Source organism: Cupriavidus sp. SS-3 (genome assembly GCF_035818815.1).
GTDB classification, from domain to species: domain Bacteria; phylum Pseudomonadota; class Gammaproteobacteria; order Burkholderiales; family Burkholderiaceae; genus Cupriavidus; species Cupriavidus taiwanensis_C.
Map to the genome: position 1 here is coordinate 198376 of NZ_JAYLVT010000003.1, position 22291 is coordinate 220666.

Sequence of the window (22291 nt, forward strand, 5' to 3'; positions counted from 1 at the left end):
GAGCCCTGCACCATGAGACTGACCACCAAAGGCCGCTTCGCGGTCACTGCGATGATCGACCTGGCCATGCGCCAGGACCAGGGACCGGTCACGCTCGCCGGCATCAGCCAGCGGCAGAAGATCTCGCTGTCGTACCTGGAGCAGCTGTTCGGCAAGCTGCGCCGGCACGAGATCGTCGAAAGCGTGCGCGGCCCGGGCGGCGGCTACAGCCTGGCGCGCAAGGCCGAGGACGTCACCGTGGCGGACATCATCATCGCCGTGGACGAGCCGCTGGATGCCACCCAGTGCGGCGGCAAGGGCAATTGTAACGGAGATGACGGCTCGGGGCGCTGCATGACCCACGAACTGTGGGCCACGCTGAACCAGAAGATGGTCGAGTACCTCGATTCCGTTTCCCTCAAGAACCTGGTGGACCAGCAGCGCGAGCGCCAGCCCGCCGTGCTGCACGACATGCGCGAAGACGCCGCGCAGCCGGTCGCCGCAGCGCGCGGCAAGGCCGACAAGCAGGAAAAGCCGGTCCGGGCCAGAATGGTGAATTCAGTTTTCAGCCTGGCGCAGTCCTGAGCGCGCCGGCAAGACAGCAACACAGCGATCAGCGGTCCCTTACAAGGCAGTCATAACGATGAGCACCCCACATTTCCCCATCTACATGGATTACTCGGCCACCACGCCGGTGGACCCGCGCGTGGCGGACAAGATGATTCCGTACCTGCGCGAGCAGTTCGGCAATCCCGCCTCGCGCAGCCATGCGTACGGCTGGGACGCGGAGCGCGCGGTGGAAGAGGCGCGCGAGCAGGTGGCCGCACTGGTCGGCGCCGACCCGCGCGAGATCGTGTGGACCTCGGGGGCGACCGAATCGGACAACCTGGCGATCAAGGGCGCCGCGAACTTCTATTCGGGCAAGGGCAAGCACATCATCACCGTGAAGACCGAGCACAAGGCCGTGCTCGACACCACGCGCGAGCTGGAGCGCCAGGGCTTTGAAGTGACCTACCTGGACGTGAAGGACAACGGCCTGCTCGACATGGAGGTGTTCAAGCAGGCGCTGCGCCCGGACACCATCCTGGTGTCGGTGATGCTGGTCAACAACGAGATCGGCGTGATCCAGGATGTGGAGCAGATCGGCGAGATCTGCCGCGAGAAGGGCATTATCTTCCATTGCGACGCCGCGCAGGCGACCGGCAAGGTGGTGATCGACCTGAACCAGCTGAAGTGCGATTTGATGTCGTTCTCGGCCCACAAGACCTACGGCCCCAAGGGCATCGGCGCGCTCTACGTGCGCCGCAAGCCGCGCGTGCGCATCGAGGCGCAGATGCACGGCGGCGGCCACGAGCGCGGCATGCGCTCGGGCACGCTGGCCACGCACCAGATCGTCGGCATGGGCGAAGCCTTCCGCATCGCCCGCGAAGAGATGGCAACCGAAAACGAGCGCATCCGCATGCTGCGCGACCGCCTGTGGAACGGCCTGTCGGACATGGAAGAGGTCTACCTGAACGGTGACCTGGAGCATCGCGTGCCGCACAACCTGAACGTCAGCTTCAACTTCGTCGAAGGCGAGTCGCTGATCATGGCGATCAAGGACGTGGCGGTGTCGTCGGGCTCGGCCTGCACCTCGGCCTCGCTGGAGCCGTCGTATGTGCTGCGCGCGCTGGGCCGCAATGATGAGCTGGCGCACAGCTCGATCCGTTTCACGGTCGGCCGCTTCACCACCGAGCAGGAAATCGACTACACCGTCGAGCTGCTCAAGAGCAAGATCGGCAAGCTGCGCGACCTGTCGCCGCTGTGGGAAATGTTCAAGGACGGCGTCGACCTGAATTCGATCCAGTGGGCCGCGCACTGAGCGCCTGAGCACCCGCGGGATCCCGCCAAAATAACAGCAAGACCCCCGTAAAAGATACGCAAGAGGTAAGCCAAATGTCATACAGCACGAAGGTTCTCGACCACTATGAAAACCCCCGCAACGTCGGTTCGTTCGACAAGAACGACGACGCGGTCGGCACCGGCATGGTCGGCGCCCCGGCTTGCGGCGACGTGATGAAGCTGCAGATCAAGGTCAACGAGGCTGGCGTGATCGAAGACGCCAAGTTCAAGACCTACGGCTGCGGCTCGGCCATCGCCTCGTCGTCGCTGGTGACCGAGTGGGTCAAGGGCAAGACCGTGGACCAGGCGCTGGAGATCAAGAACACCCAGATCGCCGAGGAACTGGCGCTGCCGCCGGTGAAGATCCACTGCTCGATCCTGGCCGAAGACGCGATCAAGGCCGCCGTCGAAGACTACAAGAAGAAACACGGCGCCGAGCAGAAGGCCGCCTGACCTGTCGCACTGAGCACGGCACCGACGAAGGAACGCAACGATGATCACCATGACCGAGAAGGCCGCCAAGCATGTGGCGCGCTACCTGGAACGCCGCGGCAAGGGCGTGGGCCTGCGCCTGGGCGTGAAGACCACCGGCTGCTCGGGCCTGGCCTACAAGCTGGAATACGTCGACGAACTGCTGCCGGAAGACAACGTGTTCGAATCGCACGGGATCAAGGTCATCGTCGACGCGAAGAGCCTGCCGTATATCGACGGCACCGAACTCGACTACGCGCGCGAAGGGTTGAACGAAGGCTTCCGCTTCAACAATCCCAACGTCAAGGACGAGTGCGGCTGCGGCGAGTCGTTCACGGTCTGACCTACGCCAGCGCAGGCTGACGCCGGCGGGTCCGGTGGAGCGCAGCATCGTCGGCTTCCGCCGGGACGAGGAAGGCCACTGGGTGGCCGAACTCGACTGCGGCCATGGCCAGCATGTGCGGCACGACCCGCCGTGGCAGTCGCGGCCGTGGACGCAGAGCGAGGCGGGCCGCGCCGCCATGATCGGCACGCGGGTGAACTGCCTGAAGTGCGACCGCAACGAGCCGCCGGCCGAGTGGGCCAGCCAGCCCGCGCGGTAGCGGCGGCAGTACGGACGAAGGGCGGCGCGGCCGCTCTTTTTTCTTGGGGAAGCAGTTGAAAGACGATTTTTTTGCGCTGTTCGGCCTGCCGGTGCAGTACGGCGTCGACGAGGCCGCGCTGGACGCAGCCTACCGCACCGTACAGTCGCAGGCGCATCCGGACCGCTTCGCCAAGGCCGGCGATGCCGAGCGCCGCGTGGCGATGCAGTGGGCCGCGCATGCCAACGAAGCCTACCGCACCCTGCGCCAGCCGCTGCGGCGCGCGACCTACCTGCTCAAGCTGCGCGGCATCGACGTGCAGGCGGAGAACAACACCGCCATGTCGCCCGCGTTCCTGATGCAGCAGATGGAATGGCGCGAAGCGCTGCAGGACGCGGTGGAAGCGCGCGACGTGGACCGCCTCGATGCATTGCTGCGCGAGCTGCGCCAGGAGAAGCGCGAGCGTCACGCGGCATTGGGCGCGCTGCTCGATGCCGGCGACAACGACTCGGCCGGCGGCGCGGTGCGGCAACTGATGTTTATCGAGAAGATCGAGCACGATACCAGCGAGGCCATCGACCGGCTGGAAGACTGACCGGCAAGATCGCCGGGGCCATGACACAATGGCGCCCGGCCTGAGAACCGCGCCCATGCCGCCCCGCATGGCGGTTTCCCCTGCCGTACAAGACAGCGAAGAATTACCATGGCACTGCTCCAGATTTCCGAACCCGGCATGTCGCCGGCGCCCCACCAACGCCGCCTGGCGGTCGGCATCGACCTCGGCACCACCAACTCGCTGGTGGCCGCGGTGCGCAGCAGCATTCCCGAAGTGCTGGCCGACGAGCGCGGCCGCGCGCTGCTGCCCTCGGTGGTGCGCTACCTGCCTGACCGTACCGCGCATATCGGCTACCGGGCCCAGGACGAAGCGGTGCGCGACCCCAAGAACACCATCGTCTCGGTCAAGCGCTTCATGGGCCGCGGCCTGCGCGACGTGGCCAATATCGAGCACAGCCCGTACGACTTCGTCGATGCGCCCGGCATGGTGCAGATCAAGACCGCGGCCGGCGTGAAGAGCCCGGTGGAGATCTCGGCCGAGATCCTGGCCACGCTGCGCCAGCGCGCCGAAGACAGCCTGGGCGACGACCTGGTCGGCGCCGTCATCACGGTGCCGGCGTATTTCGACGAGGCCCAGCGCCAGGCGACCAAGGACGCCGCGCGCCTGGCCGGCCTGGAAGTGCTGCGCCTGCTCAACGAGCCCACCGCCGCGGCCATTGCCTACGGCCTCGACAACGCCGCCGAAGGTATCTATGCCGTGTATGACCTCGGCGGCGGTACCTTCGATATCTCGGTGCTCAAGCTCACCCAGGGCGTGTTCGAAGTGCTGGCCACCGGCGGCGATTCGGCGCTGGGCGGCGACGACTTCGACCAGCGCCTGCTATGCTGGATTGTCGAGCAGGCCAACCTGCAGCCGCTGTCGGCGCAGGACATGCGCCTGCTGATGGTGCGCGCGCGTGCGGCCAAGGAGGCGCTGTCGGAAGCCGACAGCACGGTGATTGACGCGGTGCTGGAGTCCGGCGAGATCGTGCACCTGACGCTGACCGACGAAACCTTCGAGCAGATCACCGCCCACCTGGTGCAGAAGACGCTGGCGCCGGTGCGCAAGGCGCTGCGCGATGCCGGCGTGGGCGCCGACGAGGTCAAGGGCGTGGTGCTGGTCGGCGGCGCCACGCGCATGCCGTCGATCCGCAAGGCGGTCGGCGATTTCTTCGGCCAGACCCCGCTCACCAACCTCGATCCGGACCGCGTGGTGGCGCTGGGCGCCGCCATGCAGGCCAACCTGCTGGCCGGCAACCATGCCCCGGGGGAAGACTGGCTGCTGCTCGACGTGATCCCGCTGTCGCTGGGCGTCGAGACCATGGGCGGCCTGGTCGAGAAGATCATCCCGCGCAACAGCACCATCCCGGTGGCGCGCGCGCAGGAGTTCACCACCTTCAAGGACGGCCAGACCGCGATGGCGATCCACGTGCTGCAGGGCGAGCGCGAGCTGGCCAGCGACTGCCGTTCGCTGGCGCGCTTCGAGCTGCGCGGTATCCCGCCGATGGTGGCCGGCGCGGCGCGCATCCGCGTGACCTACCAGGTGGATGCCGACGGGCTGCTGTCCGTGACCGCGCGCGAGACGCATTCGGGCGTGGAAGCCTCGGTCACGGTCAAGCCGTCGTACGGCCTGGCCGACGACGATATCGCACGCATGCTGCAGGACAGCTTCCGCGAGGCCGAGCACGACATGAAGAGCCGCGCGCTGGCGGAGGAACGGGTCGAGGCCGACCGGCTGGTCGAGGCCACCGAGCGTGCGCTGCAGACCGATGGCGACCTGCTGTCGGCCGAGGAGCGCGCACAGGTCGAAGCGCTGATCGCCGGCGTGCGCGACATCGCCCGGGGTGAAGACCACCTGGCGATCCGCGCCACGGTGGAAAAACTGTCGCACGGCACCGACGAATTCGCCGCCCGCCGCATGGACCGCTCGATCAAGAGCGCACTGGCGGGGCGCAAGGTACAGGAGCTGGGCTGATCACCGCGCCTGCACCGCACTACAGAACCCAGGAAACGACATGCCACAGATCATTGTTTTGCCCCACGTCGAATACTGCCCGGAAGGGAAGGTGATCGAAGCCGAGAAGGGCGTCAGCGTCCTCGACTCCCTGCTTTCCCACGGTATCGATCTCGAGCACGCGTGCGAGAAATCCTGTGCCTGCACCACTTGCCATGTGATCGTGCGCGAAGGCTTCGACTCGCTCAACGAGGCGGAAGAGAAGGAAGAGGACCTGCTCGACAAGGCCTGGGGCCTGGAGCCCAATTCGCGCCTGTCGTGCCAGGCCATCGTCGACGAGGAAGACCTGACCGTCGAGATTCCCAAGTACACCATCAACCACGCCAAGGAAGGCCACTGAGCGGCCGGCACAGACCCCAGCGGAGAACAAGCCCATGAAGTGGACCGATACCTACGCCATCGCCGAAGCGCTGTACGACAAGTTCCCGGAGGTCGACCCGGCCGGCGTGCGCTTTACCGACCTGCGCCGCTGGGTGCTGGAACTCGACGGCTTTGCCGACGATCCGGCGCGCTCGGGCGAGAAGATCCTGGAGGCGATCCAGCAGGCGTGGATCGAGGAAGCGGAATGAAATCCTAATATTAGGAAGAAACAAAAAGGCCGGCTTGATGCCGGCCTTTTTGTTTTGGAGCTGCTACACGGCCCTGGTCGCCTGCTGGTTTGCTCCCTCTCCCGCAAGCAGGAGAGGGGATCAAACCAGCGACGTTGCAGTGCCTCAGTCTTCCTTGCGCAGGTGCGGGAACAAAATCACGTCACGGATATTCGGGCTATCCGTCAGCAGCATCACCAGGCGGTCGATGCCGATGCCGCAGCCGCCCGTCGGGGGCATGCCGTATTCCAGCGCGCGGATATAGTCGGCGTCGAAGTACATCGCTTCCTCATCGCCGGCGTCCTTCTGCTCGACCTGCTTGCGGAAGCGGTCGGCCTGGTCTTCGGCGTCGTTCAGCTCGGAGAAGCCGTTGGCAATCTCGCGCCCGGTGATAAACAGCTCGAAACGCTCGGTGATGCCCGGCACCGTGTCCGAGGCACGCGCCAGCGGCGAGACCTCGACCGGGTAGTCGACGATAAAGGTCGGCTCCCACAGCTGGCTCTCGGCGGTTTCCTCGAACAGCACCAGCTGCAGCGTGCCCAGCCCGGCATTGAGGAACTGCGGCGCGTTGGTGTTGACGCCGAACTTCTTCAGTTCGGTGCGCAGGAATTCGGCATCGCCGAGCTGCGCGTCGGTGTACTGCGGCGCGAACTTCTGGATCGCCTGGCAGATGGTCAGGCGGTGGAACGGCTTGGACAGGTCCAGCTCCCGGTCCTGGTACGTCAGCACGGCGCTGCCGCGCGCGTCGATCGCGGCCTTGCGGATCAGGTCTTCGGTGAAGTCCATCAGCCAGCGGTAGTCGGTGTAGGCCGCGTAGAACTCCATCATGGTGAACTCGGGGTTGTGGCGCGGGCTCACCCCCTCGTTGCGGAAGTTGCGGTTGATCTCGAACACGCGCTCGAAGCCGCCGACGATCAGACGCTTCAGGTACAGCTCGGGCGCGATGCGCAGGAACATCTGCATGTCCAGCGCGTTGTGGTGCGTGATGAACGGCTTGGCCGCGGCGCCGCCCGGGATCGGGTGCAGCATCGGCGTTTCCACTTCCATGAAGCCGGCGTCGGCCATATGGCGGCGCAGCGACGAGATCGCGTCGGTACGGGCGCGGAAGGTGTTGCGCGTTTCCGGCGACACGATCAGGTCGACATAGCGCTGGCGGTACTTCATTTCCTGGTCGGCCAGGCCGTGGAACTTGTCCGGCAGCGGGCGCAGCGACTTGGACAGCAGGCGCAGCTCGCGCACCTGCACCGACAGTTCGCCCTTGTTGGTGCGGAACAGCTCGCCGCGGGCGCTGATGATGTCGCCCAGGTCCCAGTGCTTGAACGCGGCGTAGACCTCTTCGCCGACCTTGTCGCGGGTGATGTAGAACTGGATCTGGCCGCTGCCGTCCTGCACGGTGGCGAAGCTGGCCTTGCCCATCACGCGCTTGAGCATCATGCGGCCGGCGATGGCAACCTCGACCGGCGCGGCCTCGAGCGTGGCCTGTTCGGTGTCGGCGTACTGCGCCTGCAGCGCGGCGGCCTGGTGGGTGGGGCGGAAATCGTTGGGGAAGGCCACGCCTTGCTGGCGCAGCGCGGCCAGTTTCTCGCGCCGCTCCGCGATGATCTTGTTTTCGTCGACGGCGGGCGTGTCGGCGGCGGCCTTGTTCTGCGCCGGGGCCTGGGCGCGGTTCGGTTCGGTCATGATGTCGTGTCGGTCGCGCGCGGTGCCGCGCGCGGGTTCAGTATGGCTTCAGTAGTTGCGGAGATCGTCCAGCTCGGTGCTGCCGAAATCCGGGCGGTGCAGGTAAGCGACGATGCGGCCCGCGGTTTCCTCGGCCGAGGCGAGCTGCTGGTTGGCCTTGAGCTCGCGGAAGCGCTGCACCTGGGCAAAATCGGCATTGCGGATGGTGGCCTGCATGCCGGTATCGATCACGCCCGGCGCCAGCGCCACCGCGCGCACGGTGCGCGGCGCCTCGGCCTGTGCGTATTCGGCGTTGACCGAGCGCATGAACATGTCGAGCCCGGCCTTGCCGGCGCAATAGGCGCTCCAGCCTTCGATCGGGCGCCGTGCCGCGCCGGAGGAGATCGCCAGCACCTTGCGGGGGCAGCCGAACTTCTCGGTGCGCTCCAGGAACGCCGCGGTCATGGTCATCGGCGCCGCCAGGTTGGTCAGCAGGTGCGGCACCAGCGATTTTTCCTGAAGCGCCGCGACCGGCCCGATCGGCTCGACCACGCCGGCGTTCAGGATCAGCGTGGCGCTGGTCGGCGGCAGGTCGAGCGTGTCGAGCACGCTGGCGAGCCAGGTGGCGGCAGGGCCGGCCTGCGACAGGTCCTGCAGGTGCCAGGCCACCGGCACGCCGCTGAGCGTGGCGATGCGCTCCAGCTCGGTGTTGCGGCTGCGCGCGACGCAGATCAGGCGGTTGCCCGGCACCAGCAGGGCGTTGGTCAGTGCCGCGCCCAGCCCGCGCGAGGCGCCGGTGATGATGTACAGGTGATTGGCTTCGCTCATGGTGCCCCGGTCGGAAAGGCCGTCGTGCCGGCAAGGCGCGGGCGGCGGTACAGCGATGGATGGGTTGCTGTGCCGCCGCCGGCCGGCGGCGGGTGCGGTCTCAGAGTCCCTGCTTGAGGCTGGCCTCGATGAACGGGTCCAGGTCGCCGTCCAGCACCTTCTGGGTGTTGGACATTTCCACGTTGGTGCGCAGGTCCTTGATGCGGCTCTGGTCCAGCACGTAGGAGCGGATCTGGTGGCCCCAGCCCACGTCGGTCTTGCCGGCCTCGAGCTTGTCGGCCTCGGCCTGGCGCTTGCGCATCTCGTGCTCGTACAGGCGCGACTTCAGCATCGACATGGCCTCGGCGCGGTTGCGGTGCTGCGAGCGGTCGTTCTGGCACTGCACCACGATCCCGGTCGGGATATGCGTGATCCGCACCGCCGAATCGGTCTTGTTGATGTGCTGGCCGCCCGCGCCCGAAGCGCGGTAGGTATCCACGCGCAGGTCCGCCGGGTTAATCTCGACCTCGAACGAATCGTCCACCTCCGGGTAGACGAACACCGACGAGAACGAGGTATGGCGCCCGCCCGACGAATCGAACGGCGACTTGCGCACCAGGCGGTGCACGCCGGTCTCGGTACGCAGGTAGCCGAAGGCGTACTCGCCCTCGATCTTGATGGTCGCGCTCTTGATGCCGGCCACGTCGCCTTCGGACTCTTCCAGCACCTCGGCCTTGAAGCCCTTGCGCTCGCAGTACTTCAGGTACTGGCGCAGCAGCATCGAGGCCCAGTCGCACGCTTCGGTGCCGCCGGCGCCGGCCTGGATGTCGATGAAGGCGTTGGCCTGGTCCATCTCGCCGGCGAACATGCGGCGGAATTCCATGTCGGCCACCACCGCCTCGAAGCCCTTGACGTCGGTCTCGATCGATTCGAGGGTGTCGTCGTCGCCTTCTTCCTTGGCGAGCTCGAACAGCTCTTCCGCACCGACGAGGTCATCGGTGAGCTTGCCCAGGACGCCGACCACGCCCTCGAGCATCTTCTTTTCCTTGCCGAGGTCCTGGGCCCGCTTGGGGTTGTTCCAGACGTCGGGGTCTTCCAGCAGGCCGTTGACTTCGTCCAGCCTTCCTACTTTGACATCGTAGTCAAAGATACCCCCGTAGATCTTCCGTCCGGGAACGGAGATCGGAGACGGCACCGGAGATGGCGTTGAGGCGTTCTGCTTCCATGATGTTCCTGCGCTTCGAAAACCTCGAATTATAGCGGATCGGCGCGGCAAATCGGGGCTTGCGGGCCGTCACGGCGGCGCCCCGAACCGAACGCAACGGCGCCGGCGCGGTCTATCCGGCGGTGCCGGGCGGCGCGCGCGGCGATAATACGGGTCGCAAGCCGCCCCCGGCACAGACCAAGAACAGGACGCATGACGAAAACCAGACATGACATCGAGCCAGGCCGGCGCCGTACGCTGGGCCTGCTGCTGGCGGCCGCGACGGCGGCGATCACGGCCGGCTGCGGCACCACGGGCGGGCCCGTGCCGGACGGCTACTACCGCGTCGAGCGCGGCGACACGCTGTATTCGATCGCGCGCAAGCACCACCGCAGCGTGCGCGACCTGACCCGCTGGAACAGCGATATCACCAGCCCCAGCCAGATCGAGGTGGGCCAGCTGATCCGCGTGCGTCCGCCGGGCGCCGCGGCCGGCAGCGCAACCGCGTCGAGCGGCACCGGGCAGGCCGTGACCGATACGCCGCGCGCCGACAGTGCCGCGGCATCCCGGCCGCCGGCCAGCAGCATCCGCTTGCAATGGCCGGCCGACGGTCGCGTCACGGCGGGCTTCTCCCCGCCCGCCAGCAAGGGCCTGAGCATTGCCGTGCCGGCCCACGGCACGGTGCGCGCCGCCGCCGCCGGCCGCGCCATCCACGTCGGCAACCTGCGCGGCTACGGCATGCTGGTGATCGTCAAGCACAACGACGACTGGCTCACCGTGTACGGCAACCTCGACCAGCCGCTGGTCAGCGAGGGCGCGCAGGTGTCGGCGGGGCAGGACGTGGGCCGCATGGGCGCGAGCCCGAGCGAGCTGCACTTCGAGGTGCGCGGCAACGGCAAGCCGGTGAATCCGGCCAGCTACCTGCCGTCGCGCGGCTGAGCCGGGCGCGCCGCGCCCAGGGCACGCTACTGCGCGTGCTCGATCACCAGCTGTACGCGGGTGACGCCGTTGAAGGTGTTGTTGTCGAGCCGGTACGCCACCTGCGCGCTGGCGCCGAGCGAGTCGGCATGGTTGAACCAGATCGCGTCGAAGCGCTGGCTGCCCCGGCCCAGCTGCAGCTTCAGGTGCTTGCCCTTGAGCACGCTCTGGCGCAGCACGTCGAACTCGCCGCAGAAGGTCGGCGCCGGGAAGCCCTGGCCCCACACCTGCTGTTCCAGCAGGGTGACGAACTCCGGGCTGAAGCACTGGTCTTCGATATCGCCATCGGTCTCGATCACGCGCGCCAGCTGGTCGTCGGTCAGCCATTCGCGCCCGACCGCCTCGAAGGCCTCCTGGAACTCGGCAAAGCGTTCGGCCCGCACGGTCAGTCCCGCCGCCATGGCGTGGCCGCCGAACTTGAGCAGCATGCCGGGGTGGCGCTTGGACACCAGGTCGAGCGCATCGCGCAGGTGGAAGCCCGGGATCGAGCGGCCCGAACCCTTGACGGTGGTGTCGTCGCCCGGCGCGAAGGTAATGGTGGGGCGGTGGAACTTGTCCTTGAGCCGCGAGGCCACGATCCCGATCACGCCCTGGTGCCAGGTATCGTTGAACACGCTGACGGTATAGCGCGAGGCATCCGCGCCGGCCAGTCCGGCCATGGGCTGCTCCAGGATCCGCAGCGCTTCCTGCTGCATGCCGGCCTCGATGTCGCGCCGCTCGCGGTTCATGCTGTCCAGCTCCTGGGCGATTTCCCAGGCGCGGTTGGCATCGTCGGTCAGCAGGCATTCGATGCCCAGCGACATGTCGGCCAGCCGGCCGGCCGCATTCAGGCGCGGCCCCAGGCCGAAGCCAAGATCGAAGGTATTGGCGCGCGCGGCCTCGCGGCCGGCGGCACGGAACAGCGCGGCCACGCCGGGCTGCATCCGGCCGGCGCGCATGCGGCGCAGGCCCTGCGCCACCAGGATGCGGTTGTTGGTGTCCAGCTTGACCACATCGGCCACGGTGCCCAGTGCCACCAGGTCCAGCAGCGTCTGCAGCGGCGGCTGGGTCTGCGGGGTGTAGACGCCGCGGCGGCGCAGCTCGGCGCGCAGCGCCAGCAGCACGTAGAACATCACGCCCACGCCCGCCAGGTTCTTGCTGGGGAATTCGCAGCCCGGCTGGTTCGGGTTGACGATGACCGCGGCCTGCGGCAACTCCGAGCCGGGCAGATGGTGGTCGGTCACCACCACGTCGATGCCCAGCGCATTGGCCGCGGCCACGCCGTCGACGCTGGCGATGCCGTTGTCCACCGTGACGATCACATCCGGATTCTGCCTGGCCGCCAGCGCCACGATCTCCGGCGTCAGGCCATAGCCGTACTCGAAGCGGTTGGGCACGATGTACTCCACCCGCGCGCCCAGCATGCGCAGCCCGCGCACGCCCACCGCGCAGGCGGTGGCGCCGTCGCAGTCATAGTCGGCGACGATCAGCAGGCGCTTGCCGGCGGCGATGGCGTCGGCCAGGTAGGCCGCGGCGTGGTCGATGCCCTTCATGGCCGCGGGCGGCACCAGTTCGGGCAGGTCAGTGGCCAGTTCCGTGGCGCGGGCCACGCCGCGCGCGGCCAGGATGCGTGCCAGGGTCGGGTGCAGGCCGGTGGCGGCCAGCGCGCTGGCGTGTTCGGGGGAATATTGGCGGATGGCGATCCGGGTCATGGGCGGGGCGGCAGTGGGGTGTCGGGAGCGATGGCTTCAGGCGGCAAGGGCGAGGTCGGACAGCAGCGCGCGCCAGTCGCCGCGCTGGCCCATGCCGCGCCAGAACTTGCGCAGGTCGGCGCGCCGCACGGTGAACTCGGCGAAGTGGTTCTCGCCGCCCAGCACCAGCGTGATGGCGCCGATATTGCCGGCCGCCAGCGCCTCCAGCGCCGGACCGAACCAGTCGGCATCGAGCGCGTGCATGCGGTCCAGCCACAGGCCCCAGTCCTCGGCGATATGCGCTTCGGTGGCGCTGTCGAGCATCGCCAGCACCGTGCCTTCGAGCGCGGCCGCGCCGGCCAGGCCAGCCGGCACCGGCAGCACGCGGCTGCCGCCTGCCAGCGCCAGGCCGCTCAGGAACGGGTCGCCGCTCAGCACCGTATCGGCCAGCCGCGGCACCGGCTGCAGCGCGCCGCCGCCGTACAGCCAGACCGAGTTGACCGGCACCTCGCCGGCGGCTTCGCGCGCCTGGTTGACGCGGTGGTCGAACCACGTCATCTGGATTTCGTTCTGCAGCCGGCGCCAGTCGCGCGCGCGCTCGCCGGCCTGCATCCAGATGTCGATATTGCGGCCCGCGGCGCGCAGCGGCGTGGTGGCCTCGAGCGGGCCGAACACGGCCTCGGGCAGGTACCAGCGCTGCGGGCAGGGCGTCTCCAGCGCGATGCCGGACTCCTGCAGCAGCGCGTCGATGGCCTCGCGCAGCGCGCTGGCTTCCTGCGGCCGCAGGCCGAGCTGGCCCGGCGGCATCAGCACCAGGTGATCGCGCGCGGCATGGATGTGCACCGGCTGCAGGCAGGCCCAGGATTGGCCGTCGGCGGCGGCTGGGGTGCCCGCAGGGGCGCCGGTGGCGGCGCCGCCGTTGTCGGCCAGCCGCATATAGGGCGCCAGCGGCACCCGCACCGTGTCCAGTCCGGCCTTGCCGGCCAGCCAGCGCTCCTGCGGCAGGCTGCGCAGGAAAGGGTCGTCGTGCCGCTCACGCGGGCCGGGCGCGGCCCGGGTCAGCAACTTTCCGAGCGCCGGCAGCTCCAATTGCCGCAGCAGCGCGCCGGGGACAACATCGTCGCGGCCGTCGTCGCCGGCGCCGGGCGGGACGGAAAAGGGCACAATCAGGGTCAGGTGCGTCATCATGGTGGCGAGATTGTAAACTCCCGGCTGGCTCGCGCCAGTCCCGGAGCCCACCGCGACCCGACCGCGGCGTGACCGCGGCGTCGCCCGCCACGGCTGCCGTGCGTGCCGCCGGCGGCGCCCCGACGGGCACTGGCGCTTTTCCGAAACAACAGGAATCCTCTTGAAATTTCCCTACGAGTGGCAGATCGGCTGGCGATATACCCGCGCAAGCAAGCGCGCCAGCCGCAACACCTTCATTTCGTTTATCTCGATGATCTCGATGCTGGGCATCGCGCTCGGCGTGGCCGCGCTGATCGTGGTGCTGTCGGTGATGAACGGGTTCCAGAAGGAAGTGCGCGACCGCATGCTGTCGGTGCTGGCGCATATCGAGGTGATCGGCCCGTCGGCGCTGCCGGACTGGCAGAAGACCGCGGCCGAGGCGCTGCAGAACAAGGAGGTGGTCGGTGCCGCCCCCTATGTGGCGGCGCAGGCCATGCTGACCCGCGACGATGCCGTGCGCGGCGTGCTGCTGCGCGGCGTGGAGCCGTCGCAGGAACCCAAGGTGTCGGAGATCGGCAGCCAGTTCCGCGCCGGCAGCATGGCCGCGCTGGTGCCGGGCAGCTTCGGCATCGCGCTGGGCAACGAGCTGGCCAATGCCATGGGCGTCCAGGTCGGCGACAAGGTCACGCTGCTGGCGCCGCAGGGCACCATCACGCCTGCGGGCGTGCTGCCGCGGCTCAAGCAGTTCACCGTGGTGGGCGTGTTTTCATCCGGACATTTCGAGTTCGACAGCGCGCTGGCGCTGGTCAACCTGCGGGACGCCGAGACCCTGTTCCGCCTGAGCGGTCCCACCGGGGTGCGCCTGAAGCTGCAGGACATGCAGCGCGCGCCGCTGGTGGCGCAGGAGCTGGCCGGCACCATGTCGGGCGAGCTTTACCTGCGCGACTGGTCGAAGCAGAACCGCAACTGGTTTGCCGCGGTGCAGACCGAGAAGCGGATGATGTTCATCATCCTGACGCTGATCATCGCGGTGGCCGCGTTCAACCTGGTGTCGACGCTGGTGATGACCGTCACCGACAAGCAGGCCGATATCGCCATCCTGCGCACCATGGGCGCGCAGCCGGGCTCGATCATGAAGATCTTCATCGTGCAGGGCGTCGCCATCGGCTTTATCGGCACGCTGCTGGGCGTGGCCGGCGGCACGCTGATCGCCACCAATATCGACGTGATCGTGCCCTTCATCGAGCGGCTGCTGCACGTGCAGTTCCTGCCGCGCGACATCTATTTCATCAGCCAACTGCCTTCCGATCCCCGCGTGAACGACATCGCCACCATCGGCATCATTTCTTTCGTGCTGGCCACGCTGGCCACGCTCTATCCCAGCTGGCGCGCCGCCCGCGTCAACCCCGCGGAGGCGCTGCGCTATGAGTGAAGCCGTGCTGCAAGCCGATACTTCCACGCCCGCGCCGGGCCTGCCGCGCACCGGTGCGCCGGTGCTGGTGGCCGAGGGCCTGACCAAGCGCTTCCGCCAGGGCGAGCTCGACGTCGACGTGCTGCGCGGCGTCGACGTGCGCGTCAACGCCGGCGAGAAGGTGGCCATCGTGGGCGCCTCGGGCTCGGGCAAGAGCACGTTGCTGCATGTGCTGGGCGGGCTCGACGAGCCCGATTCGGGCCGCGTCGCGCTGCTCGGCAAGCCCTTCACGGCGCTGCGCGAGCGCGAGCGCAACGTGGTGCGCAACCGCTCGCTGGGCTTTGTCTACCAGTTCCACCACCTGCTGCCGGAATTCACCGCGCTCGACAACGTGGCGATGCCGCTGCGCATCCGCGGCCTGACCCAGCACGCCGCGCGCGAGGTCGCCCAGGCGATGCTGGAGCGCGTCGGGCTGGGCGGGCGCTCGCGGCACCGGCCGGGCGAGCTGTCCGGCGGCGAGCGCCAGCGCGTCGCCATTGCGCGCGCGCTGGTGGGCCAGCCGGCCTGCGTGCTGGCCGACGAGCCCACTGGCAATCTCGACGACCACACCGCCGGCGGCGTCTATGACCTGATGCTGGAACTGTCGCGCACGCTCGGCACCAGCTTCGTCATCGTCACCCACGACCTGGACTTGGCCGGGCGCTGCGACCGCGTGCTGAGGCTGCGCGACGGCCACCTGCACCAGGAACGCTGAAGCGGCCGCGCCCATGTGGATCGACACCCATTGCCACCTCGACGCCGGCGAGTTCGACCCGGACCGCGAGCAGGTCGCCGACGCGGCCGAGGCCGCCGGCGTGCGCGGCATCGTGGTGCCGGCGGTGGCCGCGTGGAACTTCGACGCCGTGCGCGCGCTGGCGCATCGCGATGCACGCTGCGTCTACGCGCTGGGCATCCACCCGCTGTGCTCGCCCGGCGCGGGCCAGCCCGAGCTGGACACGCTGCGGCGCCAGGTGGCCGCCAGCATGGACGACCCGCGCTTCGTCGGCATCGGCGAAATCGGGCTCGACTTCTTCGTCGCGGGGCTGGAGGCGGATCACCAGACCTGGCTTTACGCCGAACAGCTGAAGATCGCACGCGAGTTCGACCTGCCGGTGCTGCTGCACGTGCGCAAGTCGCAGGACCAGGTCGGCGCGCAGCTGCGCAAGCTCGGCGTCAAACGCGGCATCGCCCATGCCTTCAACGGCAGCCACGAACAGGCGCGGCGCTTCGTCGAGCAGGGCCTGAAGCTGGGCTTCGGCGGCAATGTCACCTTCAGCCGCGCGCGCCAGATCCGCCGGCTGGCGACGGAGCTGCCGCTGGAGGCGCTGGTGCTGGAAACCGATGCACCGGACATCGCGCCGGCATGGCTGTCGGACGACCAGTTCGGCGAACAGCACAAGGCGCGCAACACGCCGGCGGAGGTCGCCGGCGTGGCGCGCGTGATGGCGGAACTGCGCGGCATCGACGCCCTCACGCTGGCGCAGGCGACCTGGCGCAATGCCGTGGCGGCGCTGCCGCGTCTGGCGGCGTTTGCGGACACCATGGCGCCTCCGCTTGCTGGCGGTCACACAACTTCCACGCCTTCTTGACAGGCTGACAAGCTCGCCGCGCCTGCGCGCGGGTACAACTCCGGTAATGCAAGATCATCGGAGGAGGTGCCGTGCGTCGCTTTGTGGGGGCATTCGTGGCCGGGTGCTGGGCCCTGCAGCAGCAGTCGACGCTGCCGCAGGCGCACGGCCTGCGCCTGGGCGCCGCGCTGCTGGCCTTGTGCGCCATCGGCATGGCCCTGTGGGGCAGGCGTCTGCCTGCCATGCTGCAAGGCCTGGCGCTGGCCGCGCTGGCCTTTGCCATGGCGTACTGCTGGGCCGCGTGGCGCGCCGAACTGCGCCTGCGCGAATGGCTGCCCGTGGGGCTGGAGGCGCGCGACCTTAACGTGCGCGGGGTGGTCTCGGGGCTTCCCACTCGATCTCCCACCGGCACACGCTTCGCGTTCACCGTCGAGCAGTCCGCGGGGCCGGACCAGCCGCTGCCGGGCCGGGTCATCCTCAACTGGCGCGACGCGCCGCTCGAGTTAAGCCCGGGACAACGCTTTACGCTGACCCTGCGCCTGCGGCGGCCGCGCGGGCTCGCCAATCCGTTTGGCTTCGATTACGCCTACTGGCTGCTGGCGCAGGGCTATGGCGCGACCGGCTACGTGCGGCGCGCCCAGGGTGCGCCGCAGGATGCCGCCTCGGAGCGGCTGGCCTGGCGCATCGAAGCCTGGCGTGCCGCCGTGCGCGCTCACCTGCGCGCCGCGCTGCCGGCCGGGGCGCGCTTCGGCGCGGTGCTGGTCGCGCTGGTGATCGGCGACCAGCGCGGCATCGAGGCGGACGACTGGCAGCTGTTCCGGCGCACGGGCGTGAGCCACCTGGTGGCCATTTCGGGACTGCATATCACCATGGTGGCCGGCATGGCGGCGTCGCTCACCGGACTGCTGTGGCGCCATTCGTTCGGCTGCGGCCGCTGGCTGCGCCGGCCACTGCCATTGTGGCTGCCGGCCCGGCAAGCCGCGCTGGTGGTCGCGGTGGCCACCGCGCTGGGTTACGGCATGCTGGCCGGCATGCAGATCCCGGCGCTGCGCACCGTCGCCATGCTTTGCGTCGCGGCGGTCGCGGTGTGGGGGGCACGCGCGCCGCCGGCGTCGATCGTGCTGGCGTGGGCGGCGCTGGTGGCGTTGCTGCTGGATCCGTGGGCCGTGATGCTGCCCGGCTTCTGGTTGTCCTTCGGTGCCGTCGCGGTGATCTTCTTCGCTGCGCGGCCGGGACGGGACGCCGCGACCGCAGGGCGTTGGCAACGGCTGCGGGCCGCGCTTGCCGCGGGCGCGCGCACCCAATGGGCCGTGACCATCGGGCTGGTGCCGCTGACGCTGTTGCTGTTCGGCCAGGTCTCGGTGGTGTCGCCGTTTGCCAATGCGGTGGCAATCCCTGTGGTCAGCCTGCTGGTGACGCCGCTGGCGCTGCTGGGCGCCGCGCTGCCGCTGTGGCTGGCCGTGCCGGTGATGGCGGCCGCCCACTTTGCCATGCAGGGACTGGCTGCCGTGCTGCAATGGTTTTCCATGCTGCCCGGGGCGATGTGGGAGGCGGCCAGCGCGGGGCCGGTGGCGCTGCTGCTGGCTGCGCTTGGCGTGGCGCTGCTGGTGGCGCCCGTGGCTGCGGCGCGCCTGCGCTGGCATGGCGCGCTGCTGATGCTGCCGCTGCTGCTGGCGCGCGGTCCGCCGGTTGCCGACGGCCAGTTCCGTGCGGTGATGTTCGACGTCGGGCAGGGCACCGCGGTGCTGGTGCGCACGCGCTCGCACGCGCTGCTGTACGACACCGGGCCGGGCTATGCCTCGGGCTCCAGCGCGGGCGCGCAGGTGGTGGTGCCGGTACTGCGCGCCGAGGGCGTGTCGCAACTCGATCACCTGATGGTCAGCCATGAAGACCTCGATCATGCCGGCGGCGTGGCGGACATTGCGGGGACAGTGGCCGTGGTGGCGCGCAGCACCGGTGCGCCTGCCGGCCACCCGCTGCTGGAGGCGCCGCATTATGGAGGCCAATGGCGCCCCTGCGCCGCGGAACAGCAATGGGAGTGGGACGGCGTGCGCTTTGCCGTGCTGCACCCGCTGGCTGAACAGTCGCAGCAGGCCGCCATCCCCAGCAACGCGCGCAGTTGCGTGCTGCGCGTGGACACCGCCGCGCACAGCCTGCTGCTGACCGGCGATATCGGCCTGGCGCAGGAGCGTGCATTGATCGGGCGCTTGCCGGCCGGGGCCTTGCGCGCCGACGTGCTGGTGGTGGCGCATCACGGCAGCGGCACGTCTTCGGGCACGGACTGGATCGAGGCGGTCGGGCCCGCGGCCGCGGTGTTCCAGCTGGGCTATGGCAACCGCTATCGCCATCCGAACGCCGAAGTCTGGGAGCGCTTTGGCCGCGGGGGCATCCTGCGCTATCGCACCGACGAAACCGGCGCGGTGACCATGAACACGGCACGCGCGGGTTACACGCTGTCGATGTTCCGGCACGCGGAGCCGCGCTACTGGCGGGAACGGCCGCCGGCGCCGCGCTAGGGTGCGCGGGTGTCGCGGGCGGTCAGCCGGCCTTACGGCGGCTGGGGCGTGCGGCGGGCGGTGCGGGCTTGGTGGACGTAGACGGCGTGGCCGGCTCTGCCGCCACGGCGCGGCCCCGGCTGCGTGCCGGCGCCGGCTCGGCCCCGGCGATGCGCCGCTCGCGCAGATGCGCCTTGGCGCGCTGCAGGCGCGGCGCGACGGTGTCCGCGCGCGCCAGCGCGACGCCGGCGGCGAGCACGTCGCCCAGCACCAGGTGGCTGATGCGCGAGGTCATCGGCGTGTAGACCTCGCTGTCTTCCTCGACGTCGGAGAACACGCAGACATCGGCCAGCCGGGCCAGCGGCGAGCCGCTGTGGGTCAGCGCCAGCAGGCCGGCGCCGCTGCTGCGTGCCAGCGTGGCGGCGGTCAGCATGTCCCAGGTGCGGCCGCTGTTGGAGACCAGCACGGCCACGTCGCCGGGGCCCAGCAGCGCCGCCGACATGCTGAACACGTGCGGGTCGGCATAGGCGACGGTCGGCATGCCCAGGCGGAAGAACTTGTGCTGCAGGTCGAGCGCGACGATGCCGGAGTTGCCGCAGCCGTAGAACTCGATGCGGCGCGCGCCGGCGAGCAGCCGGATGCCATGCTCGATCTGGTCGGCCGACAGGGCGTTGCGCACGCTCATCAGCGTGGCAATGGTGCGGTCGAACACCTTGCCGGCGATGTCCGCCGGACGGTCGTCGGCGGCCACATCCTGGTGCACGAAGGGCGTGCCGCCACCGACGTTCTGCGCGAACTGCAGCTTGAATTCGCGGAAGCCATCGTAGCCCAGCGCCGCGCAGAAGCGCGCGATGGTGGGTTGCGACACGCCGGCGCGCTCGGCCAGTTCCGGCATCGACAGCCGGATCACGGCGGCGCCGTGGCGGGCGACATAGTCGGCCAGGCGGCGTTCTGAAGGACGAAGGGTGTCGTAGACGGCAAGGATGCGGTCGCGCATGAAGGCAGTGTCGGCGTGGAAAGGATATGTAGAGATTCTACAATGATTGGCGCCGCATCTTGCCCGAAATGCGGCGGGGCTGGCGCTTGGGGTTTGCCCTGACTCCGGCATTTTCTGCGCGATTTTTCTGCGTGGTCGTAATGACGAGCGGCGGGCGCTGGGTATAATGGCGCCCGAATTGTAGAAAATCTACAGGATTCGGCGCCGTGGCGCGCCGAATCGCCATGCCTCATTCCGCCCACAAGGACCGTCACGCCATGCCTTCTGCCGTCCATGCCGAGCTTCAGGCCGTTACCGACCGCATCGTTGCGCGCAGCCGCGCCAGCCGTGCCGCCTACCTTGCGCGCTGCGAGCGCGCGCAGGCGGAACTGGGGCCGCTGCGCGGCATGTCCTGCGCCAACCTGGCGCACGGCTTTGCCGCGCTGCCGGCCAGCGACAAGCTGAAGCTGCGCGTCGAGCATGCGCCCAACCTGGGCATCGTCACCGCGTACAACGACATGCTGTCGGCGCACCAGCCCTACGAGCGCTATCCCGCCGTGATCCGCGAGGCCGCGCGCGCGGTCGGCGCGGTGGCGCAGGTGGCGGGCGGCGTGCCGGCGATGTGCGACGGCATCACGCAAGGCAACGCCGGCATGGAGCTGTCGCTGTTCTCGCGCGATGCGATTGCCATGGGCACCGCGGTGGCGCTGTCGCACAACACCTTCGATGCGGCGCTGATGCTGGGCGTGTGCGACAAGATCGTGCCGGGGCTGCTGATGGGCGCGCTGCAATTCGGCCACCTGCCGATGGTGTTCGTGCCCGCGGGCCCGATGGCCAGCGGGCTGCCCAACAAGGAGAAGGCGCGCGTGCGCCAGCTCTACGCCACCGGCCAGGTGGGGCGCGAGGCCTTGCTGGAGGCCGAATGCCAGGCCTATCACGGCGCCGGCACCTGCACCTTCTACGGCACCGCCAACAGCAACCAGTTTCTGATGGAAGTGATGGGGCTGCACCTGCCGGGCGCGGCCTTCGTCCATCCGGACAGCGGCCTGCGCGATGCGCTGACGGCCGCGGCCGCACAGCGCGCGATTGCGCTGCGCGCGCGCGGCGACAGCTACCTGCCGCTGGCGCGCATCGTCGACGAACGTGCCATCGCCAACGCCATGGTCGGCCTGCTGGCCACCGGCGGCTCCACCAACCACACCATCCACCTGGTGGCGATCGCGCGCGCCGCCGGCATCGTCATCGACTGGAATGATTTCGACCTGCTGTCGCGCATCACGCCGCTGCTGGCGCGCGTCTATCCCAATGGCTCGGCCGATGTGAACCATTTCCATGCCGCCGGCGGGGCCGGCTTCGTGATCCGCGAGCTGCTGCAGGCCGGGCTGCTGCACGAGGACGTGCAGACCGTGGCCGGCCCGGGCCTGGCCCGTTACGCGCAGGAGCCGGTGATGACGGACGGCGTGCTGCACTGGCGCGACGGCGCCGCAAAGAGCGGCGACCCGCAGGTGCTGGCGACTGCGGGCGCGCCGTTCTCCGCCGAGGGCGGCCTGCGGCTGATGCAGGGCAACCTGGGCCGCGGCGTGATCAAGGTCTCGGCCGTGGCGCCCGAGCACCGCGTGGTCGAAGCCCCGGTGCGGGTGTTCGATTCGCAGGAGGCGCTGCAGGCGGCGTTCGACGCTGGCGAACTGGGCGGCGACCTGGTGGCGGTGGTGCGTTTCCAGGGGCCGAATGCCAACGGCATGCCGGAACTGCACCGGTTGACACCCGTGCTGGGCGCACTGCAGGACGCCGGCCACAAGGTGGCGCTGGTGACCGACGGCCGCATGTCCGGTGCTTCGGGCAAGGTGCCGGCGGTGATCCACGTCGGCCCCGAGGCGCTGGCCGGCGGCGCGCTGGCGCGCGTGCGTGACGGAGACCGCATCCGGGTCGACGCTGTCGCCGGCACGCTGCAATGGCTGGGCGACGAGGCCGAATTCGCGGCGCGGGCGCCGGTACTCGCGCCTGCCGACCGGTTCGCGCAGTTCAGCCTGGGGCGCGGCCTGTTCGGCCTGTTCCGGCGCCACGCACGGATCGCGGAAGAGGGCGGCAGCGCACTCGACCTGTCCGAACTGGATGCCGACGCCGCCGGCGCCGACGGCCGTACCGCCGAGCTGCGATCCGTCGCACAATAACCGGACCAGGACAGGCAGGCAACCGACAAGGATGGCAAC

The 22291-nt window shown here is 69.2% G+C and carries 21 protein-coding genes; 15 read left to right on the top strand and 6 right to left on the bottom strand.

Going from position 1 to position 22291, the window contains the following annotated elements; translation table 11 throughout:
* The first annotated feature begins 12 nt into the window (after positions 1 to 12).
* The 9 genes from iscR to iscX all read left to right on the top strand — a co-directional run bounded on the left by iscR (position 13) and on the right by iscX (position 6089).
* Positions 13 to 564, top strand: a complete 552-nt coding sequence (iscR, locus tag U9J39_RS06825) for a Fe-S cluster assembly transcriptional regulator IscR (protein ID WP_012352431.1) — start codon at positions 13 to 15, stop codon at positions 562 to 564.
* 52 nt (positions 565 to 616) lie between these two features.
* The gene (locus tag U9J39_RS06830) at positions 617 to 1840 is read left to right on the top strand and encodes an IscS subfamily cysteine desulfurase (RefSeq protein WP_269462417.1); all 1224 of its coding nucleotides are present in this window, start codon (positions 617 to 619) and stop codon (positions 1838 to 1840) included.
* Positions 1841 to 1914: 74 nt separating this feature from the next.
* A complete protein-coding gene (iscU, locus tag U9J39_RS06835; RefSeq protein WP_010809025.1) occupies positions 1915 to 2313 on the top strand; it encodes a Fe-S cluster assembly scaffold IscU in 399 nt (132 codons plus the stop codon).
* A gap of 40 nt (positions 2314 to 2353) precedes the next feature.
* Positions 2354 to 2674, top strand: a complete 321-nt coding sequence (gene iscA, locus U9J39_RS06840; RefSeq protein WP_012352433.1) for an iron-sulfur cluster assembly protein IscA — start codon at positions 2354 to 2356, stop codon at positions 2672 to 2674.
* Between the two features lie 34 nt (positions 2675 to 2708).
* A complete protein-coding gene (locus U9J39_RS06845) occupies positions 2709 to 2933 on the top strand; it encodes a DUF3565 domain-containing protein (RefSeq protein ID WP_111519645.1) in 225 nt (74 codons plus the stop codon).
* Between the two features lie 55 nt (positions 2934 to 2988).
* Complete coding sequence (gene hscB, locus U9J39_RS06850; protein WP_115679905.1) at positions 2989 to 3507, top strand: Fe-S protein assembly co-chaperone HscB; 519 nt, start codon at positions 2989 to 2991, stop codon at positions 3505 to 3507.
* Positions 3508 to 3615: 108 nt separating this feature from the next.
* Positions 3616 to 5481, top strand: a complete 1866-nt coding sequence (gene hscA, locus U9J39_RS06855; protein ID WP_326346800.1) for a Fe-S protein assembly chaperone HscA — start codon at positions 3616 to 3618, stop codon at positions 5479 to 5481.
* 40 nt (positions 5482 to 5521) lie between these two features.
* Positions 5522 to 5860 carry an ISC system 2Fe-2S type ferredoxin gene (gene fdx, locus U9J39_RS06860; RefSeq protein ID WP_025582290.1) on the top strand — a complete coding sequence of 113 codons (339 nt, stop codon included), beginning with the start codon at positions 5522 to 5524 and terminating at the stop codon, positions 5858 to 5860.
* A 34-nt stretch (positions 5861 to 5894) separates the two neighbouring features.
* A complete protein-coding gene (iscX, locus tag U9J39_RS06865; protein ID WP_012352438.1) occupies positions 5895 to 6089 on the top strand; it encodes a Fe-S cluster assembly protein IscX in 195 nt (64 codons plus the stop codon).
* 144 nt (positions 6090 to 6233) lie between these two features.
* Here iscX and lysS read toward each other — a convergent pair whose 3' ends face one another.
* The 3 genes from lysS to prfB all read right to left on the bottom strand — a co-directional run bounded on the left by lysS (position 6234) and on the right by prfB (position 9799).
* Positions 6234 to 7787, bottom strand: a complete 1554-nt coding sequence (gene lysS / locus U9J39_RS06870; protein WP_111519650.1) for a lysine--tRNA ligase — start codon at positions 7785 to 7787, stop codon at positions 6234 to 6236.
* Positions 7788 to 7835: 48 nt separating this feature from the next.
* The gene (locus U9J39_RS06875; protein ID WP_115679909.1) at positions 7836 to 8594 is read right to left on the bottom strand and encodes an SDR family oxidoreductase; all 759 of its coding nucleotides are present in this window, start codon (positions 8592 to 8594) and stop codon (positions 7836 to 7838) included.
* A 100-nt stretch (positions 8595 to 8694) separates the two neighbouring features.
* Positions 8695 to 9799 (bottom strand): peptide chain release factor 2 gene (gene prfB / locus U9J39_RS06880; RefSeq protein ID WP_326346801.1). Its coding sequence is split into 2 segments (ribosomal slippage): positions 8695 to 9717 and positions 9719 to 9799, totalling 1104 coding nucleotides; the frame shifts between segments, so codons are not numbered across the junction.
* A gap of 191 nt (positions 9800 to 9990) precedes the next feature.
* Between prfB and U9J39_RS06885 the strand changes: the two genes are divergently transcribed.
* Entirely contained in the window at positions 9991 to 10716 is a 726-nt protein-coding gene (locus U9J39_RS06885) for a peptidoglycan DD-metalloendopeptidase family protein (protein WP_326346802.1), read from the top strand.
* Between the two features lie 26 nt (positions 10717 to 10742).
* Here U9J39_RS06885 and recJ read toward each other — a convergent pair whose 3' ends face one another.
* Both recJ and U9J39_RS06895 read right to left on the bottom strand, forming a co-directional pair.
* Entirely contained in the window at positions 10743 to 12446 is a 1704-nt protein-coding gene (gene recJ / locus U9J39_RS06890; RefSeq protein WP_326346803.1) for a single-stranded-DNA-specific exonuclease RecJ, read from the bottom strand.
* A gap of 36 nt (positions 12447 to 12482) precedes the next feature.
* Positions 12483 to 13613 carry a hypothetical protein gene (locus tag U9J39_RS06895; RefSeq protein ID WP_326346804.1) on the bottom strand — a complete coding sequence of 377 codons (1131 nt, stop codon included), beginning with the start codon at positions 13611 to 13613 and terminating at the stop codon, positions 12483 to 12485.
* A gap of 160 nt (positions 13614 to 13773) precedes the next feature.
* On the opposite strand from U9J39_RS06895, the gene U9J39_RS06900 reads away from it, so the two are divergent.
* The 4 genes from U9J39_RS06900 to U9J39_RS06915 all read left to right on the top strand — a co-directional run bounded on the left by U9J39_RS06900 (position 13774) and on the right by U9J39_RS06915 (position 19126).
* Entirely contained in the window at positions 13774 to 15024 is a 1251-nt protein-coding gene (locus tag U9J39_RS06900) for a lipoprotein-releasing ABC transporter permease subunit (RefSeq protein ID WP_116312371.1), read from the top strand.
* Entirely contained in the window at positions 15017 to 15757 is a 741-nt protein-coding gene (gene lolD, locus U9J39_RS06905; protein WP_115708915.1) for a lipoprotein-releasing ABC transporter ATP-binding protein LolD, read from the top strand. The genes U9J39_RS06900 and lolD overlap by 8 nt, the downstream gene beginning before the upstream one ends.
* Positions 15758 to 15770: 13 nt before the next feature.
* Entirely contained in the window at positions 15771 to 16631 is an 861-nt protein-coding gene (locus U9J39_RS06910) for a TatD family hydrolase (RefSeq protein WP_326346805.1), read from the top strand.
* A gap of 71 nt (positions 16632 to 16702) precedes the next feature.
* Positions 16703 to 19126 (top strand): DNA internalization-related competence protein ComEC/Rec2, encoded by a 2424-nt coding sequence (locus tag U9J39_RS06915; RefSeq protein ID WP_115708919.1) that lies wholly within the window; start codon positions 16703 to 16705, stop codon positions 19124 to 19126.
* A gap of 22 nt (positions 19127 to 19148) precedes the next feature.
* Here U9J39_RS06915 and U9J39_RS06920 read toward each other — a convergent pair whose 3' ends face one another.
* Positions 19149 to 20102, bottom strand: coding sequence for a MurR/RpiR family transcriptional regulator (locus U9J39_RS06920; RefSeq protein WP_326346806.1), 954 nt, complete (start codon positions 20100 to 20102; stop codon positions 19149 to 19151).
* Positions 20103 to 20359: 257 nt separating this feature from the next.
* Between U9J39_RS06920 and edd the strand changes: the two genes are divergently transcribed.
* Positions 20360 to 22252: a phosphogluconate dehydratase gene (gene edd / locus U9J39_RS06925; RefSeq protein WP_326346807.1), complete on the top strand. Its 1893-nt coding sequence runs from the start codon at positions 20360 to 20362 to the stop codon at positions 22250 to 22252.
* Positions 22253 to 22291: the final 39 nt, after the last annotated feature.

Bases quoted from the DNA above. Each gene is read 5' to 3' on its own strand.
- edd (WP_326346807.1), top strand. From the start codon at position 20,360: ATGCCTTCTGCCGTCCATGCCGAGCTTCAGGCCGTTACCGACCGCATC.
- iscA (WP_012352433.1), top strand. From the start codon at position 2,354: ATGATCACCATGACCGAGAAGGCCGCCAAGCATGTGGCGCGCTACCTG.
- recJ (WP_326346803.1), bottom strand. From the start codon at position 12,446: ATGACCCGGATCGCCATCCGCCAATATTCCCCCGAACACGCCAGCGCG.
- U9J39_RS06910 (WP_326346805.1), top strand. From the start codon at position 15,771: ATGTGGATCGACACCCATTGCCACCTCGACGCCGGCGAGTTCGACCCG.
- iscX (WP_012352438.1), top strand. From the start codon at position 5,895: ATGAAGTGGACCGATACCTACGCCATCGCCGAAGCGCTGTACGACAAG.
- U9J39_RS06895 (WP_326346804.1), bottom strand. From the start codon at position 13,613: ATGATGACGCACCTGACCCTGATTGTGCCCTTTTCCGTCCCGCCCGGC.
- U9J39_RS06885 (WP_326346802.1), top strand. From the start codon at position 9,991: ATGACGAAAACCAGACATGACATCGAGCCAGGCCGGCGCCGTACGCTG.
- iscU (WP_010809025.1), top strand. From the start codon at position 1,915: ATGTCATACAGCACGAAGGTTCTCGACCACTATGAAAACCCCCGCAAC.
- iscR (WP_012352431.1), top strand. From the start codon at position 13: ATGAGACTGACCACCAAAGGCCGCTTCGCGGTCACTGCGATGATCGAC.
- fdx (WP_025582290.1), top strand. From the start codon at position 5,522: ATGCCACAGATCATTGTTTTGCCCCACGTCGAATACTGCCCGGAAGGG.
- hscA (WP_326346800.1), top strand. From the start codon at position 3,616: ATGGCACTGCTCCAGATTTCCGAACCCGGCATGTCGCCGGCGCCCCAC.
- U9J39_RS06920 (WP_326346806.1), bottom strand. From the start codon at position 20,102: ATGCGCGACCGCATCCTTGCCGTCTACGACACCCTTCGTCCTTCAGAA.
- U9J39_RS06875 (WP_115679909.1), bottom strand. From the start codon at position 8,594: ATGAGCGAAGCCAATCACCTGTACATCATCACCGGCGCCTCGCGCGGG.
- lysS (WP_111519650.1), bottom strand. From the start codon at position 7,787: ATGACCGAACCGAACCGCGCCCAGGCCCCGGCGCAGAACAAGGCCGCC.
- lolD (WP_115708915.1), top strand. From the start codon at position 15,017: ATGAGTGAAGCCGTGCTGCAAGCCGATACTTCCACGCCCGCGCCGGGC.